This window comes from Mycobacterium sp. (assembly GCF_040398885.1).
GTDB lineage: Bacteria > Actinomycetota > Actinomycetes > Mycobacteriales > Mycobacteriaceae > Mycobacterium.
In genome coordinates this window covers 1-14,579 of sequence record NZ_JBBATF010000073.1, presented here as the reverse complement: position 1 = coordinate 14,579, position 14,579 = coordinate 1, and the positions used below count along the sequence as shown (strand labels likewise).

Sequence of the window (14,579 nt, the reverse complement as noted above, 5' to 3'; positions counted from 1 at the left end):
AACGACTACCTGGCCAAACGCGACAGTGAGTGGATGGGCCGCGTGCACCGCTTCCTCGGCCTGGAGGTCGGGGTGATCCTGTCCGGCCTGAACTCCGACGAGCGCCGGCAGTCCTACGCCGCCGACATCACCTACGGGACCAACAACGAGTTCGGCTTCGACTACCTGCGCGACAACATGGCCCACTCGCTGGACGATCTGGTCCAGCGCGGGCACAATTTCGCCGTCGTCGACGAGGTCGACTCGATCCTCATCGACGAGGCCCGCACCCCGCTGATCATCTCCGGCCCGGCCGACGGTGCCTCGCACTGGTACTCCGAGTTCGCCCGGCTGGCTCCGATGATGGAGAAGGACGTCCACTACGAGGTCGATATCCGCAAGCGCACCGTGGGTGTGCACGAGATCGGCGTGGAGTTCGTCGAGGACCAACTCGGGATCGACAACCTGTACGAGGCGGCCAACTCTCCGCTGGTCAGCTACCTGAACAACTCGCTGAAGGCCAAGGAACTCTTCGCCCGCGACAAGGACTACATCGTCCGCGACGGCGACGTCGTCATCGTCGACGAGTTCACCGGCCGCGTGCTGATGGGCCGCCGTTACAACGAGGGCATGCACCAGGCCATCGAGGCCAAGGAAAAGGTGGAGATCAAGGCCGAGAACCAGACTCTGGCCACCATCACCCTGCAGAACTACTTCCGGCTGTACAAGAAGCTGGCCGGCATGACCGGCACGGCCGAGACCGAGGCCGCCGAGCTGCACGAGATCTACAAACTGGGCGTGGTGCCCATACCGACCAACCGCGACATGATCCGCAAGGACGACTCCGACCTGGTCTACAAGACCGAGGAGGCCAAATTCCTGGCGGTCACCGACGACATCGCCGAGCGCTTCGAGAAGGGTCAGCCGGTCCTGATCGGCACCACCAGCGTCGAGCGCTCGGAGTACCTGTCCCGGATGCTGTCCAAGCGCGGCATCCCGCACAACGTGCTCAACGCCAAGTACCACGAGCAGGAGGCGGCGATCATCGCCGAGGCCGGCCGGCGCGGCGCGATCACGGTGGCCACCAACATGGCCGGCCGCGGCACCGACATCGTGCTCGGCGGCAACGTCGACTTCATCGTGGACCAGCGGCTGCGCGAGCGCGGCCTGGATCCCATCGAGACGCCGGAGGAGTACGAGCTCGCCTGGCATGAGGAGCTGCCGCAGGTAAAGGAGCAGGCCGCGGAGGAAGCCGCCCATGTCTGCGAGCTCGGCGGCCTGTACGTGCTCGGCACCGAGCGGCACGAGACCCGCCGCATCGACAACCAGTTGCGGGGCCGCTCCGGCCGCCAGGGCGACCCGGGCGAGTCGCGGTTCTACCTGTCCCTGGGTGACGAGCTGATGCGGCGGTTCAACGGAGCCACCCTCGAGGCGCTGCTGACCCGGCTGAACCTGCCCGACGACGTGCCCATCGAGGCCAAGATGGTCACCCGGGCCATCAAGAGCGCGCAGACCCAGGTCGAGCAGCAGAACTTCGAGATCCGCAAGAACGTGCTCAAGTACGACGAGGTGATGAACCAGCAGCGCAAGGTCATCTACGCCGAGCGTCGCCGGATACTCGACGGCGAGGACATGGAGGGCCAGGCCCACCAGATGCTGACCGACGTCATCAACGCCTACGTCGATGGCGCCACCGCCGAGGGCTACGCCGAGGACTGGGACCTCGAGCAGTTGTGGGGTGCGCTGCGCACCCTGTATCCGGTCGGTGTGGACCACCACGACCTGATCGACTCCGACGCCGTCGGCGAGGCCGGCGAGCTGACCCGCGAGGAACTCCGCGAGATACTCATCTCCGATGCCGAAAAGGCTTACGCCAGGCGGGAAGCCGACATCGACGCGGTCGCCGGGCCGGGTTCGATGCGGGAGCTGGAGCGCAACGTTCTGCTCAACGTGCTCGACCGCAAGTGGCGCGAGCACCTCTACGAGATGGACTACCTCAAAGAGGGCATCGGGCTGCGGGCCATGGCCCAGCGCGACCCGCTGGTGGAATACCAGCGCGAGGGCTACGACATGTTCCAGGGCATGCTCGAGGCGCTCAAGGAGGAGTCGGTCGGCTTCCTGTTCAACGTCCAGGTCCAGGGCGCCCCGCAGAGCCCCGCGGTCTCCGCCCAGCCGATGCCGGCGGGTCTGCGCGCCCAGGGCCTGGAGGACGAGGGCTCCCGGGAGCTGACCTACGTGGGCCCGTCCGAGGACGGCGACGCGGAGGTGCAGCGGCAGGACGCGCCGGGGCGGACCAGCCGCCGGGAACGGCGTCAGATCGCCCGGCAGCAGACCAAGGAGAAGAAGCTGCTGCGCCGACGTTAGGTCAGATGCAGGGCGACCACCTGCCAGCGCGGACCGGTCGCCGTGCCGACCTGCTCGACCCGGCAGGCGATGGCGTGCACACGTCCGCCGCGGGTGTAGTGCGCGGCCACCTCGGCGGCATGTCCGTCCGTTCCGACCGGCTGCGCCCGCACCCGGCGCAGCCGTGCCGGCTCCCCGGCGTTGCGCCCGAACAGCAGCGAGTGCATCAGTCCGGCGGCCAGTAACGGCCGCAGCTGGGCCAGCGGGCGGCGCCGGTCGATGACTTCCAGGATCCGGCGCAGCGCGGCATCGGCGAAGGTGGCGGCCGCTCGCGACCTGTCCGCATCGTCGGTGACGGGGCGGCGGACCGGTCCCGCCGCCGGTGGCGCCGGGGCAGGCATGCGCCGCATCGTGGCCGGCGGCAGTGCGGGCGGACCTCCGAAGGCGGGTGGGTCGTAATCCACGATCGGGGCCACCGGGTGAAACGTGTTGCCGGACATGGCAAATCTCCATCCGAGTACGTCGTCGAGCCCGCCGGGAGCGCGGACCGCTGTCAGGGTGACACGATTCCGGCGTAGCCGGTATTCACCTCCGGTGGTCCGGGCGGCGGGCCTCCGGTTAGCGTTAGAGGGTGACCCAGGAGTCCCGCGCGCGATGGTGAGCCGGCTGTCGACCCCCGATGCGGCGTTCTACCACCAGGAGAACACCGCGACCCCGATGTACGTGGGATCGCTGTCGATCCTGCGCCGGCCGCGCGGCGGACTGAGCTACGAGACCCTGCTGGAAACCGTGGAGCGGCGACTGCCGCAGATCCCGCGGTACCGGCAGAAGGTCCGCCGGGTCGCGAAGGGGATCGCACGCCCGGTCTGGATCGACGACCCCGACTTCGACATCACCTATCACGTCCGGCGCTCGGCCCTGCCGTCCCCGGGCAGCGACGCCCAACTTCACGAACTCCTGTCCCGGCTCGCCGGACGGCCGCTGGACCGCGGCCGTCCGCTCTGGGAGATGTATCTCATCGAGGGCCTGGATCAGAACCGTCTGGCGCTGTTCATCAAGTCCCACCAGGCGCTGATCAACGGGATGACGGCGGTGGAGATCGGGCACGTCGTCGCCGACCGCACCCGTAAGCCGGCCGACCTGGGGGAGGACATCTGGCTGCCGGCCCGCGAGCCCTCCGACGGCCGCCTCGTTTTCGATGCGGTGGTCGACATGCTGGCGCGTCCGGGCCAGGAATTGGGTGCGCTCCGGTCGACGGTCGCGGAGGTGGTGACCAACGCCGGCGAGCGGGCACAGCTGGGCCGCCGCGCGACCGGCCTGGCCCGCCGGGTGGCCCGCCGCAACGCCCCGGCGACCCCCCTGAACACCAGGGTGTCGCGGCACCGCCGTTTCACCGTGGCCTCGGCCCCGCTGGCGGACTTCCGCCGGCTGCGCACCCGCTACGACTGCGATGTCAACGACGTGCTGCTGGCCGTCATCGCCGGTGCGCTGCGCAACTGGCTGCTGTCCCGCGGCGAGCCGGTGCCGGCCGGCATGGCGGTGCGGGCGATGGCGCCGACATCGGTCTACCCCGACATCGACATGGCGTCGGCCGGCCCCGGGCAGGCCATCCGCGAAGTCGCGCCGTTCCTGATCGACCTGCCGGTCGGTGAGGGTAACGCGGTGGTGCGGCTGTCCCAGATCGCGCACGCCACCGAGTCGCACTCGGCGGCGGCGAGCCTGGTCGACGCCCGCACGATCGTGACGCTCTCCGGTTTCCCGCCGCCCACCCTGCACGCCATGGGGACCCGGGTCGCCACGCAGTACCCGCCGCGGCAGTTCAACCTGTTGATCACGAATGTGCCTGGGCCGCAGTCGCAGATGTACGTCGCGGGTGCCAAGCTCCTGGAGACCTACGCCGTGCCGCCACTGCTGCACGACCAGGTACTGGCGATCGGTGTGACGTCCTACTGCGGCGTGGTCTACTACGGAATCAACGCCGACCGCGACGCCATGAGCGACGTCGATGTCCTGCCCGAGCTTCTGGCCGAATCCCTGGAGGAGTTGATCGAGTCCGCTCGGTGAGTGCCCTGCTCGGTGAGTGCATCGGCCGTAGGATTCGGCGATGGGCAAGGACAAGCCGAAGAAGTCGAAGAAGAAGAACAAGGGCGAAGTCGCGAAGCTTCCGAACGCCGTCTACGAGGCCGAACTTTTCCGCCTGCAGACAGAGTTGGTCAAGGTTCAGGAATGGGTCCGCGCCACCGGCGCCCGCATCGTCGTCCTGTTCGAGGGCCGTGACGCCGCCGGCAAGGGCGGCACCATCAAACGGATCACCGAATACCTGAGCCCGCGCACCGCACGGATCGCCGCACTGCCCGCCCCCAGCGACCGGGAGAAGGGTCAGTGGTACTTCCAGCGCTACATCGAGCAACTTCCGACCAGTGGCGAGATCGTGCTGTTCGACCGGTCCTGGTACAACCGCGCCGGCGTCGAACGGGTGATGGGTTTCTGCAGTCCCGCGCAGGAGACGCTGTTCCTGCGCCAGACCCCGCTCTTCGAGCAGATGCTCATCGACGACGGGATAATCTTGCGCAAGTACTGGTTCTCGGTCTCCGAAGACGAGCAGTTGCGCCGGTTCAAGTCCCGTCTCAGCGACCCGCTGCGGCGCTGGAAGCTGAGCCCGATGGACATGGAGTCCATCTACCGCTGGGAGGACTACTCCCGGGCCAAGGACGACATGATGGTGCACTGCGACACCCCGGCGAGCCCGTGGTTCGAGGTGGAGTCGCAGATCAAGAAGCACGCCCGGCTGAACATGATCTCGCATCTGCTCTCGACCATCCCCTACGTGGAAGTCGAGCTCGACAAGGTCGTCATTCCCGAGCGGCCGCAGATCGGCAACTACAGGCGGCCGCCGCGGGACCTGAGCAATTTCGTGCCGGACCACGCCCTGTCCCTGATGGGCGACAAAGAAGGCTGATCGCTAGTCTCACCGGCATGCGGGTCTACATCCCGGCGACGTTGCCGATGCTCCAGGAGCTCGTCGCGGACGGCTATCTGCAGCCCCGCGGCGGCACCGCCTTCGCGGTGACGCCCGCGCTGCGGGAGGCCTACGCCGAGGGCGACGACGAGGAACTGGCCGAGATCGCGATCGGCGAGGCGGCGCTGGCGTCGATCCGGTTGCTCTCCGCCGACCCGGACCGGGGTCTCCCCGTGCGACGCGCCGTGGTGGTGGCCGACGCCGAGAAGACCACGTTGCGGCCCGACCTCGACGACGCGGTGGTGCGGGTGAGCGGCCGCATCGGCATGGACCAGGTGGCCGCGGTCTACGTCGACAACGCCGATGCCGAGCCTGCGGTGCGGGCCGCGGTCGACGTCATCGACGAGGCGGACTTCGGTGACGAGGATGCCGAACTGACGGTGGGTGACGCCCAGGACCACGCCCTGGCCTGGTACGCCACCCAGGAGGTGCCCTTCCTGCTCGACTTGCTCTGAGGTGCCGGTACGGTGGGGGCGTGAGGACCCAGGCCAGGCTCGGCACCGCGGTGCGCGCCCTGGTCGGCCCGGTGTCCACGCCCCTGCAGGCTGACGACTACCTCAAACTGGTCAACCCGCTGTGGTCGGCCCGTGAACTGCGGGGACGGATAGTGCAGGTGCGGCCCGAGACCCGGGATTCGGCCACCCTGGTGATCAAGCCGGGCTGGGGGTTCGGCTTCGACCACCGACCCGGGCAGTACATCGGGATCGGGGTGCTCGTCGACGGCCGCTGGCGTTGGCGGTCCTATTCGCTGACCTCCCCGGCGGTCCGGTCCACCGCCCTGCGGGCGGCCCGCACCCTGAGCGTCACCGTCAAGGCGGTGCCGGAGGGGTTCCTGTCCACCCACCTGGTCAACGGCGTCCGGCCCGGGACGGTCATCCGGCTTGCCGCGCCCCGGGGCGACTTCGTCATGCCCGACCCCGCCCCCGCATCGGTGCTGTTCCTCACCGCGGGCTCGGGCATCACCCCGGTGATGTCGATGCTGCGGACCATGGCGCGGCGCGGTCAGGTCCACGACGTGACGCACGTGCACAGCGCGCCGGTCGCCGACGAGGTGCTGTTCGCCGCCGAACTGGCCGATCTTGAGCGCACTCACCCCGGCTACCGGCTGACGGTGCGCACCACCCGCACCGAGGGCCGGTTGGACCTGTCCCGGCTGGACGAACAGGTGCCCGACTGGCGCGACCGGCAGACCTGGGTCTGCGGGCCGGGGGCGATGATCACCGAAGCCGAACGGCTCTGGGCGGCAAGCGATCTCGCCGAACGACTGAACACCGAGCGGTTCGCCGCCGCCCGGGTGCCCGCCGGCGGCGGGGGCGGCACGGTCACCTTCGCCAGGTCGGATGTCAGCCGGTCCGCCGATGCGGCGACATCGCTGCTGGAGGCCGGCGAGCAGGCCGGCGTCCGGCTGCCGTTCGGCTGCCGGATGGGCATCTGCCACACCTGCGTGGTGAGTCTGGTCGACGGCAGGGTCCGCGACCTGCGTACCGGCGCCGAGTTCGAGCCGGGCTGCCGGGTGCAGACCTGCGTGACCGCCGCCTCCGGGGACTGCGTGGTGGACATCTGATGGCGATCACCGACGTCGAGGCGTTCGTCCACCTCACCGACGCCGACATCGAGGCCCTGGCGGCCGAACTCGACGCCATCCGCACCGACGTCGAGGACTCGCTGGGAGCCCGCGACGCGCGCTACATCCACCGCACCATCGCCGCCCAGCGCGGCCTGGAGGTGGCCGGCCGGTTGCTGCTGGCCTTCGGCTCCAAGCGGGTGTTCTGGTGGGCGGGAACCGCGAGCCTGGCACTGGCCAAGATCATCGAGAACATGGAGATCGCGCACAACGTCCTGCACGGTCAGTGGGACTGGATGAACGACCCGGAGATCCACTCCTCGACCTGGGAGTGGGACATGGTCGGCGCCGCCAAGCACTGGCGGATCACCCACAACGTGGCCCACCACAAGTACACCAACATCCTCGGCATGGACGACGACGTCGGCTACGGCGTGCTGCGGGTCACCCGCGACGAGCCCTGGAAGCCGCGCAACGTGCTCAATCTGTTCACCAACACGGTGCTCGCCGTCGGCTTCGAGTGGGGAATCGCCCTGCAGCACCTGGAAGCCCGCAAGATCCGCCACCCCGAGACCCGGGCGGCCACCGTGGTGCGGCTCAAGGAATTCGGCACCAAGGCCGGCCGCCAATTGGGCAAGGACTTCCTCGTCCATCCCGCACTGGGCGCACTGTCGCCCCGGGCGAGCTTCGGTTCCACGCTCAAGGCCAACCTGGCGGCCAACCTCGTCCGCAACCTGTGGGCCAACGCGGTGATCTTCTGCGGGCACTTCCCCGACGGGGCGGAGAAGTTCACCACCACCGACATGGCGGGGGAGAGCCGGGGTCAGTGGTATCTGCGCCAGATGCTGGGCAGCGCCAACTTCGACGCCGGCCCGGCGCTGGCGTTCATGACCGGCAACCTCTCCTACCAGATCGAGCACCATCTCTACCCGGACCTGCCCAGCCGCCGGCTGGCGGAGATCTCGGTGCGGGTGCGCGAGGTCTGCGAGAAGTACGACCTGCCCTACACCAGCGGCCCCTTCCCGGTGCAGTACGCCAAGACCTGGCGCACCATCGCCAAGCTGTCGCTGCCGGACCGCTTCCTGCGCGACACCGCCGACAACGCCCCCGAGACCCGCAGCGAGCGGATGTTCGAGGGTCTGCAGGCGCGCTCCCGCGGCCTCAAGACCGCGCTGGCAGAGGCCCGGGCCCGTCGCCGGCGGGGCACCTTCGCGCCGAAAGTGCGCTGAGATCGACGTTTTCGGCGGGTCGGGCGCAATTGCTCGATCTGTGCGCACTCCCGGTGGGGTCGGTCAGTCCGGGATGTAGGCGAACGTGTCGGGGTTGGGACCGATCCGCCCCGGCTCACCCTTGTCCAGGGCGGTCAGCGCCTCGATCTCCTCGTCGCCCAACTCGAAGTCGAAGATCTCGAAGTTCTCCCTCATCCGCTGCGGATGAACGGACTTGGGGAAGACGACGTCGCCGCGTTCGACATGCCAGCGCAGCACCACCTGCGCCGGGTGCACGCCGAGGGACTTGGCGATGCGGATCACCACCGGGTCGCCGAGCACTTTGCCGCGGCCGATGGGCGACCAGCCCTCGGTGACGATGTCGTGCTCGGTGCCGTAGGCGCGCACCTCGTCGTTGGTGAAGAAGGGGTGCACCTCGATCTGGTTAACCGCCGGGGTGACGTCGGTCTGCCGGGCCAACTCCTGCAGGTGGTGGATCTGGAAGTTGGACACCCCGATGCTGCGCGCCCGGCCGCCGGCCTTGAACTCCTCCAGGGTCTTCCAGGTGGAGACGAAGTCGCCGTCGTAGAGGGTGGGCAGCGGCCAGTGGATGAGGAACAGGTCGACGTAGTCGGTTCCGAGTTGGCGCAGCGTCTCGTCGAATGCGCGCCTGGCGTCGTCGGGCCGGTGGAAACCGTTGTTGAGCTTGCTGGTGATGAAGATCCGCGGCCGGTCCAGGCCGGCGTCGTGGATGCCCTGGCCCACGCCCTTCTCGTTGCCGTACATCTGCGCGGTGTCGATGTGGCGGTAGCCGACCTCGAGAGCCTGCCTGACCACCGCCGCGGTGTCCTCCGGCGGCACCTTGAACACCCCGAACCCCAACTGCGGGATCCGGTTGCCGTCGTTGAGGGTGACCATCGGGACGGTGTTGGGGCCGATCGTGCTCATCTGGCTGCTCCTTGTCGTTGCTCTGAGTCTTCCACGGCCTTCCACGCCGGTCCCATCAGCCGCGGGCTTGGTAGCCAGGGCTCTCGTCGAGCACCGCAAGCAGCCGGCGGGCCGCGCCGACGCGGCGGGCCTGCGCGCCGGTCAGGCCGTCCAGCGCGCACTCCGGGTCGGCCGGGGGGCCGCGGTGCCCACAGCCGCGCGGGCAGTCGGCCACCACCTCGGCCAGATCCGAGAACGCCAGCACGACGTCGTCGTGTCGGATGTGGGCCAGCCCGAACGAGCGCAGACCCGGGGTGTCGATCACCCAGCCGCCGCCGGGCAGGGGCAGCGCGAGCGACTGGGTGGAGGTGTGCTTGCCCTTGCCGACCCCGGAGACCTCCCCGATGGCCCGGTCGGCATGGGGGACAAGGCGATTCACCAACGTCGACTTGCCGACCCCGGAGTGGCCCAGCAGCACCGTGACTTTCCCGGTCAGCAATTCGCGCACCTCGTCGACGGACTCGTCACGGCCGGCCACCACGACGGTGAGGTCCAGGTCGGCGAACTGCTCGGCGAACGGCGCCGCCGGCGCCAGGTCGGTCTTGGTCAGGCACAGGATCGGCCGCACTCCTCCGGTGTATGCGGCGATGAGCGCCCGGTCGACCAGGCCGGTGCGGGGCGGCGGGTCACTAAGCGCGACGACCACCATCATCTGGTCGGCGTTGGCCACCACCACCCGCTCGGTCGGGTCGGTGTCGTCGGCGGTGCGCCGCAGCACCGACCGGCGCGGCCCGCGGCGGACGATGCGGGCCAGGGTGTCGGGCCGGCCGGACAGATCCCCGACCACGTCCACCTCGTCGCCGACGACGATCGGTGTGCGGCCCAGTTCTCGGGCCCGCATCGCGGTCACCGGACGGTGCGGATTCCCGCCGAGCACACAGCCCCACCGGCCGCGGTCCACCGTGACCACCATGGCCGACACCGCGTCGGCATGCTCGGGACGGGTCTTGGTGCGCGGGCGCGACCCGCGGCCGGCCCGGACGTGAACGTCGGACTCGTCGTAGTCGAGCCGGCGACTCAACTCTGTCGGCCCCCGGTCCGCCGGCCCCCGGCCAGCATCGCCGCCCACAGGCCGGGGAAGTCCGGCAGCGTCTTGGCGGTGGTGCCGATGTCCTGCACGGCAACCCCGGGGACCCGCAGACCGACGATGGCCCCGGCGGTGGCCATCCGGTGGTCGGCGTAGGACTGCCACACCCCGGCGTGCAGCGGGGCCGCGGTGATCACCAGACCGTCGGGGGTCTGGGCGCAGTCACCGCCCAGCCGGGTGATCTCGGCGCTCAGCGCGGCCAGCCGGTCGGTCTCATGCCCGCGCAGGTGGGCGATCCCGGTCAGCTGCGACACCGCACCCGGTTCGGCCAGCGCCGCCAGCGCGGCCACCGACGGGGCCAGCTCGCCGACATCGTGCAGGTCGATGTCGAAACCCGGGTAGCTCGGCGGCCCGGTGATCGTCAGATCCGAATTCGATTGCCGGACAATCGAACCCGTCATCTCCAGGATCTCCAGGATATGCCCGGCGGGCTGCACGCTGGTCTCGGGCCAGCCCGCGATGCGCACCGTGCCGCCGGTGACGATCGCGGCGGCCAGGAACGGCAGCGCGTTGGACAGGTCGGGTTCGACCTGCCAGTGCCGGGCGCCGACTGGTCCCGGCGCCACCGCCCACCGGTTCGGTGTGCTGTCGTCGACACCCACACCGGCCTGGCGCAGCATCGCCACCGTCATCGCGATGTGGGGCGCCGAGGGAACCGACGTGCCGGTGTGCAGCACCTCCAGGCCCTCGGTGAAGGCCGCCCCGCACAGCAGCAGGCCGGAGACGAACTGCGAGGAGGCGGAGGCGTCGATGCGCACCGGTCCGCCGGTCACCTTGCCGCGGCCGCGCACCGAGAACGGCAGGCCGTCGCCGTCGATGTCCACCCCCAGGCCGCGCAGCGCTTCGAGCAGGGGAGCGATCGGCCGGGCCCTGGCCTGTTCGTCGCCGTCGAAGCGCACCGCCGCGGTGCTCAGCGCCGCCAGTGGCGGCACGAACCGCAGCACGGTGCCGGCCAGCCCGCAGTCGATGGTCGCACGAGCTCCGGGACCACGAGCTCCGGGACCACGAGCTCCGGGACCACGAGCTCCGGGACCACGAGCTCCGGGACTGAGTGTCCCGCCGACGGTCAATTCGGTTGCCGCCCCCTCGATCCGGAGTCCCAGGGTCCGCAGCGCACCGATCATCAGGTCGGTGTCGCGGCTGCGCAGCGCCCCGCTGATCGTCGAGGGCCCCCCGCCCGTGGCGGTGGCCAGGGCGGCCAGCACCAGGGTGCGGTTGGTCTGGGACTTCGAGCCGGGCACCGTCACGGTCGCGTCGACGGGTGCGGGGGCAGAGGGTGCCGGCCACGGGTTCACGCGTACATCCTGCCCTGTGCGGGCACCATGGAGGTATGTGCGGGCGATTCGCGGTCACCACCGACCCGGCGCGACTGGCCGCCCGACTCGGCGCCGTCGACGAGACCGGGCAGGCGGGGGACGACCACGGGGCGCCGAACTACAACGTCGCGCCCACGACCGACATCGCCGTCGTCGTCACCCGGCACGACGAGGCCGGGGACCGGCGGGCAGGAGCGGAGCGACCCGGGATTGGAACCGAGGCGACCCGGAGGGTGCGGCTGATGCGCTGGGGTCTGCTGCCGACCTGGGTGAAAGCCGACGCCGACGGCCGCCCGGTCGTCAAGTCGCAGCTGATCAACGCCCGCGCCGAGAAGGTCACCAGCTCGTCGGCGTTCCGGGCCGCCGCCGAGTGCCGGCGCTGCCTGATACCGATGGACGGCTACTACGAGTGGATGCTCGCCGCAGAGTCCCCCGCCGGCGGCCCGAGACGGCGCCGCAAGACGCCCTTCTACCTGCACCGGGAAGACGGACGGCCAATGCTGGCGGCCGGGCTCTGGTCGCCGTGGCGGCCCGGCCCGGCGGGCAGGAGCGAAGCGACTCGGGGATCAGACCCGGCGGGCAGGAGCGAAGCGACTCGGGGATCAGACCCGGCGGGCAGGAGCGAAGCGACCCCACTCCTGACCTGCACCATCGTCACCACCGACGCGGTCGATCGGCTCGGGCGCATCCATGACCGGATGCCGCTGCTGGTCGCCGAGGCGGACTGGGACCGCTGGCTGGACCCCGACCGTCCCGCCCCGGCCGACCTGCTGGCCGCGCCGCCGGACGTCACCGGCATCGCCGTGCGGGAGGTGTCGACGTTGGTCAACAACGTCGCCAACAACGGCCCGGAGCTGATCTCACCCGCCGATCCGGAAAACCGACCGGTGGGTCTGTTCCCGTCCGGCGACTGGGACTAGCATCGCCTCCAAATGCAGTTGAGCCGGAGGAAGCGACCATGACCGCTGTTGACCCCCAGACCGACGCCATCACGGTGTACAACCCCGCGGACGGGACGGTGGCCGGCACGGTGCCCATCGACGACGCCGACACAGTCGCCGCCAAGGCCCGGGAACTGCGGCTGTTCCAGCAGGACTGGCAGGCGATGGGCGCGCGGGGCCGCAAGAAGTGGATGATGAAGTGGCAGGGCTGGATTCTCGACAACGCCGACCACCTGACCGAGGTGCTGATGTCGGAGACCGGCAAGAGCCGCATCGACGCCGCGCTGGAGCCTATCGCGGTGGCCGACTACATCAAGTACTGGGCCAACAACGCCGAGGAATTCCTCGCCGACAAGCATCCCAGCGCACACAGCCCGCTGTTGAAGGTCAAGAAGCTCACCATCCGCTACGAGGCCTATCCGGTGGTCGGCATCATCGAGCCGTGGAACTTCCCGCTGGCCATGCTGGGTCTGGACGTGGTGCCCGCGCTGGCCGCCGGCGCGGCGGTGCTGCTGAAACCCTCCGAGGTGACCCCGCTTTCGGCGGTGGAGTTCGTCCGCGGCTGGAACGAGGTCGGCGCCCCGCCGGTGCTCGGGTTGACCACCGGCTACGGCCCCACCGGGGCGGCGGTCATCGAGAACTCCGACAAGGTTCACTTCACCGGCTCCACCGCCACCGGCAAGAAGGTGGCGGTGGCCTGCGCCGAACGGCTCATCCCGTGCAGCCTGGAACTCGGCGGAAAGGATCCGGCGATCGTGCTGGCCGACGCCGACGTCGACCGGGCGGCCAACGGCATCGCCTGGGGCGGCATGTTCAACTCCGGTCAGGTGTGCGTCTCGGTGGAGCGTGTCTACGTCGAGGCGCCGATCTACGACGAGTTCGTCGCCAAGCTGGCCGCCAACGTCGACAAAATGCAGCAGGGCAGCGAGTCCGGACCGGAATTCACCTACGACACCGGCGCGATGGCCACCGAGGCGCAGCGCGACATCGTCGGGCGGCACGTCGAGGAGGCGGTCGCGGCCGGCGCCACGGTGCTCACCGGCGGCAAGCCCACCGGGGTCGGCACCTTCTACCGGCCGACCGTGCTCGCCGGGGTCGACGCGTCGATGACCTGTATCACCGAGGAGACCTTCGGGCCCACTCTGCCGGTGGTCAAGGTCGCCGACGAGGAGGACGCCATCCGCCAGGCCAACGACTCCTGCTATGGACTGTCGGCCTCGGTGTGGACCGGTGACACCAGCCGCGGCGAGCGCGTCGCCCGCCGGTTGGAGTGCGGCGCGGTCAACATCAACGACGCGTTGACCAACGTGTTCCTCCCGCCCCTGCCGATGGGGGGCTGGAAGGAGTCCGGTATCGGCTACCGCTCCGGCGGGCGCGGCGGCCTGCTCAAGTTCTGCCGCCAGCAGGCCATCACCGCCCCGCGCCTGCCCACCCAGAAGTCGGAGATGCTCTGGTACTCGTCGCCGCGCAAGCAGGCCCGCTTCGCGCTGTCGGCGATGCGGGCCTATGCCGGCGGCTGGCGCAAACTCGGCCGCAAGTGACGCTGACGCCTCAGGGGTTGCGGTAGCCCGGCGGGTTCGGGCTGTCCACCCACAGGTCCACCCCGAGTTCGGAGCCGGGAACGCAGTCGTAGCCGGACAGGTCGGTGACGCCGCTGTCCAGCAGCACGTCCTCGCACAGCAGCGACTGGCCCGTGTACTCGCGCGCCGGCCGGCTCAGCACCGCGTAGGCGGCGTCGGCGTACACCTCCGGCTTGCGGGACCTTCGCATCGCCTCGTCGCCGCCGAGCAGGTTCTGCACCGCCGCGGTGGCGATCATGGTGCGCGGCCACAGCGTGTTGGAAGCGATGCCGTAGTGGCGCAGCTCCTCGGCGATCCCCAAGGCGCACAACGTCATCCCGTACTTGGCCATCATGTACGGCGTCGGCTTGAGCCAGTTCGGCTCCAGCCGGATCGGCGGGGACAGAGTCAGGATGTGCGGGTTGGACCGGCCCTTCATGTGCGGGATGCAGGCCTGCGACACCGCGTAGGTGCCGCGCACCTCGATGCCGTTCATCAGATCGAACCGCTTCAGCGGCACCTCCTCGATGGAGCCCAGGTTGATCGCGCTGGCGTTGTTGACGCACATGTCGATGG

Annotated in this window: 13 protein-coding genes; 8 read left to right on the top strand and 5 right to left on the bottom strand. The window is 69.8% G+C overall.

Translation table 11 applies throughout. The annotated features are described in order from the left end of the window. The coding region (secA, locus tag ADBZ5U_RS08715; RefSeq protein WP_526264449.1) for a preprotein translocase subunit SecA at positions 1 to 2,343 on the top strand (2,343 nt) is incomplete at its 5' end. On the opposite strand, the gene ADBZ5U_RS08710 is transcribed toward secA, so the two are convergent. After that, positions 2,340 to 2,822 carry an Rv3235 family protein gene (locus ADBZ5U_RS08710; RefSeq protein WP_526264447.1) on the bottom strand — a complete coding sequence of 161 codons (483 nt, stop codon included), beginning with the start codon at positions 2,820 to 2,822 and terminating at the stop codon, positions 2,340 to 2,342. The genes secA and ADBZ5U_RS08710 overlap by 4 nt on opposite strands. 154 nt (positions 2,823 to 2,976) lie before the next feature. Here ADBZ5U_RS08710 and ADBZ5U_RS08705 point away from each other — a divergent pair, with 154 nt between their 5' ends. The 5 genes from ADBZ5U_RS08705 to ADBZ5U_RS08685 are packed head-to-tail and all read left to right on the top strand — an operon-like array spanning position 2,977 to position 8,134. Further along, positions 2,977 to 4,386 (top strand): WS/DGAT/MGAT family O-acyltransferase, encoded by a 1,410-nt coding sequence (locus tag ADBZ5U_RS08705; RefSeq protein ID WP_526264445.1) that lies wholly within the window; start codon positions 2,977 to 2,979, stop codon positions 4,384 to 4,386. Between the two features lie 40 nt (positions 4,387 to 4,426). Further along, the gene (ppk2, locus tag ADBZ5U_RS08700) at positions 4,427 to 5,281 is read left to right on the top strand and encodes a polyphosphate kinase 2 (protein WP_526264443.1); all 855 of its coding nucleotides are present in this window, start codon (positions 4,427 to 4,429) and stop codon (positions 5,279 to 5,281) included. A 17-nt stretch (positions 5,282 to 5,298) separates the two neighbouring features. Beyond that, the gene (locus ADBZ5U_RS08695) at positions 5,299 to 5,796 is read left to right on the top strand and encodes a DUF6912 family protein (RefSeq protein WP_526264441.1); all 498 of its coding nucleotides are present in this window, start codon (positions 5,299 to 5,301) and stop codon (positions 5,794 to 5,796) included. Between the two features lie 20 nt (positions 5,797 to 5,816). Then, positions 5,817 to 6,905 (top strand): ferredoxin reductase, encoded by a 1,089-nt coding sequence (locus ADBZ5U_RS08690; protein WP_526264439.1) that lies wholly within the window; start codon positions 5,817 to 5,819, stop codon positions 6,903 to 6,905. Beyond that, on the top strand, positions 6,905 to 8,134 hold the full coding sequence (locus tag ADBZ5U_RS08685) for a fatty acid desaturase family protein (RefSeq protein WP_526264437.1): 1,230 nt from the start codon (positions 6,905 to 6,907) through the stop codon (positions 8,132 to 8,134). The genes ADBZ5U_RS08690 and ADBZ5U_RS08685 overlap by 1 nt, the downstream gene beginning before the upstream one ends. Positions 8,135 to 8,197: 63 nt before the next feature. Here ADBZ5U_RS08685 and ADBZ5U_RS08680 read toward each other — a convergent pair whose 3' ends face one another. The 3 genes from ADBZ5U_RS08680 to aroA are packed head-to-tail and all read right to left on the bottom strand — an operon-like array spanning position 8,198 to position 11,482. Next, entirely contained in the window at positions 8,198 to 9,061 is an 864-nt protein-coding gene (locus ADBZ5U_RS08680) for an aldo/keto reductase (protein ID WP_526264435.1), read from the bottom strand. 55 nt (positions 9,062 to 9,116) lie between these two features. Continuing rightward, on the bottom strand, positions 9,117 to 10,121 hold the full coding sequence (gene rsgA, locus ADBZ5U_RS08675; protein ID WP_526264433.1) for a ribosome small subunit-dependent GTPase A: 1,005 nt from the start codon (positions 10,119 to 10,121) through the stop codon (positions 9,117 to 9,119). Then, positions 10,118 to 11,482 (bottom strand): 3-phosphoshikimate 1-carboxyvinyltransferase, encoded by a 1,365-nt coding sequence (gene aroA, locus ADBZ5U_RS08670; RefSeq protein WP_526264431.1) that lies wholly within the window; start codon positions 11,480 to 11,482, stop codon positions 10,118 to 10,120. Before aroA ends, rsgA begins: the two co-directional genes overlap by 4 nt. A 35-nt stretch (positions 11,483 to 11,517) precedes the next feature. On the opposite strand from aroA, the gene ADBZ5U_RS08665 reads away from it, so the two are divergent. Both ADBZ5U_RS08665 and ADBZ5U_RS08660 read left to right on the top strand, forming a co-directional pair. Then, the gene (locus ADBZ5U_RS08665; RefSeq protein ID WP_526264429.1) at positions 11,518 to 12,423 is read left to right on the top strand and encodes an SOS response-associated peptidase; all 906 of its coding nucleotides are present in this window, start codon (positions 11,518 to 11,520) and stop codon (positions 12,421 to 12,423) included. Positions 12,424 to 12,461: 38 nt separating this feature from the next. After that, positions 12,462 to 13,985 carry an aldehyde dehydrogenase family protein gene (locus tag ADBZ5U_RS08660; protein WP_526264427.1) on the top strand — a complete coding sequence of 508 codons (1,524 nt, stop codon included), beginning with the start codon at positions 12,462 to 12,464 and terminating at the stop codon, positions 13,983 to 13,985. A 10-nt stretch (positions 13,986 to 13,995) separates the two neighbouring features. Here the strand turns inward: ADBZ5U_RS08660 and ADBZ5U_RS08655 are convergent. Further along, a partial coding sequence (locus ADBZ5U_RS08655; RefSeq protein ID WP_526264425.1) for an SDR family oxidoreductase occupies positions 13,996 to 14,579 on the bottom strand: 584 nt, incomplete at its 5' end.

What these genes read in the sequence shown, in the direction of transcription:
- ADBZ5U_RS08660 (WP_526264427.1), top strand. Translation starts at nt 12,462, where the DNA reads ATGACCGCTGTTGACCCCCAGACCGACGCCATCACGGTGTACAACCCC.
- ADBZ5U_RS08680 (WP_526264435.1), bottom strand. Translation starts at nt 9,061, where the DNA reads ATGAGCACGATCGGCCCCAACACCGTCCCGATGGTCACCCTCAACGAC.
- ADBZ5U_RS08710 (WP_526264447.1), bottom strand. Translation starts at nt 2,822, where the DNA reads ATGTCCGGCAACACGTTTCACCCGGTGGCCCCGATCGTGGATTACGAC.
- ADBZ5U_RS08665 (WP_526264429.1), top strand. Translation starts at nt 11,518, where the DNA reads ATGTGCGGGCGATTCGCGGTCACCACCGACCCGGCGCGACTGGCCGCC.
- ADBZ5U_RS08705 (WP_526264445.1), top strand. Translation starts at nt 2,977, where the DNA reads ATGGTGAGCCGGCTGTCGACCCCCGATGCGGCGTTCTACCACCAGGAG.
- ppk2 (WP_526264443.1), top strand. Translation starts at nt 4,427, where the DNA reads ATGGGCAAGGACAAGCCGAAGAAGTCGAAGAAGAAGAACAAGGGCGAA.
- ADBZ5U_RS08685 (WP_526264437.1), top strand. Translation starts at nt 6,905, where the DNA reads ATGGCGATCACCGACGTCGAGGCGTTCGTCCACCTCACCGACGCCGAC.
- ADBZ5U_RS08695 (WP_526264441.1), top strand. Translation starts at nt 5,299, where the DNA reads ATGCGGGTCTACATCCCGGCGACGTTGCCGATGCTCCAGGAGCTCGTC.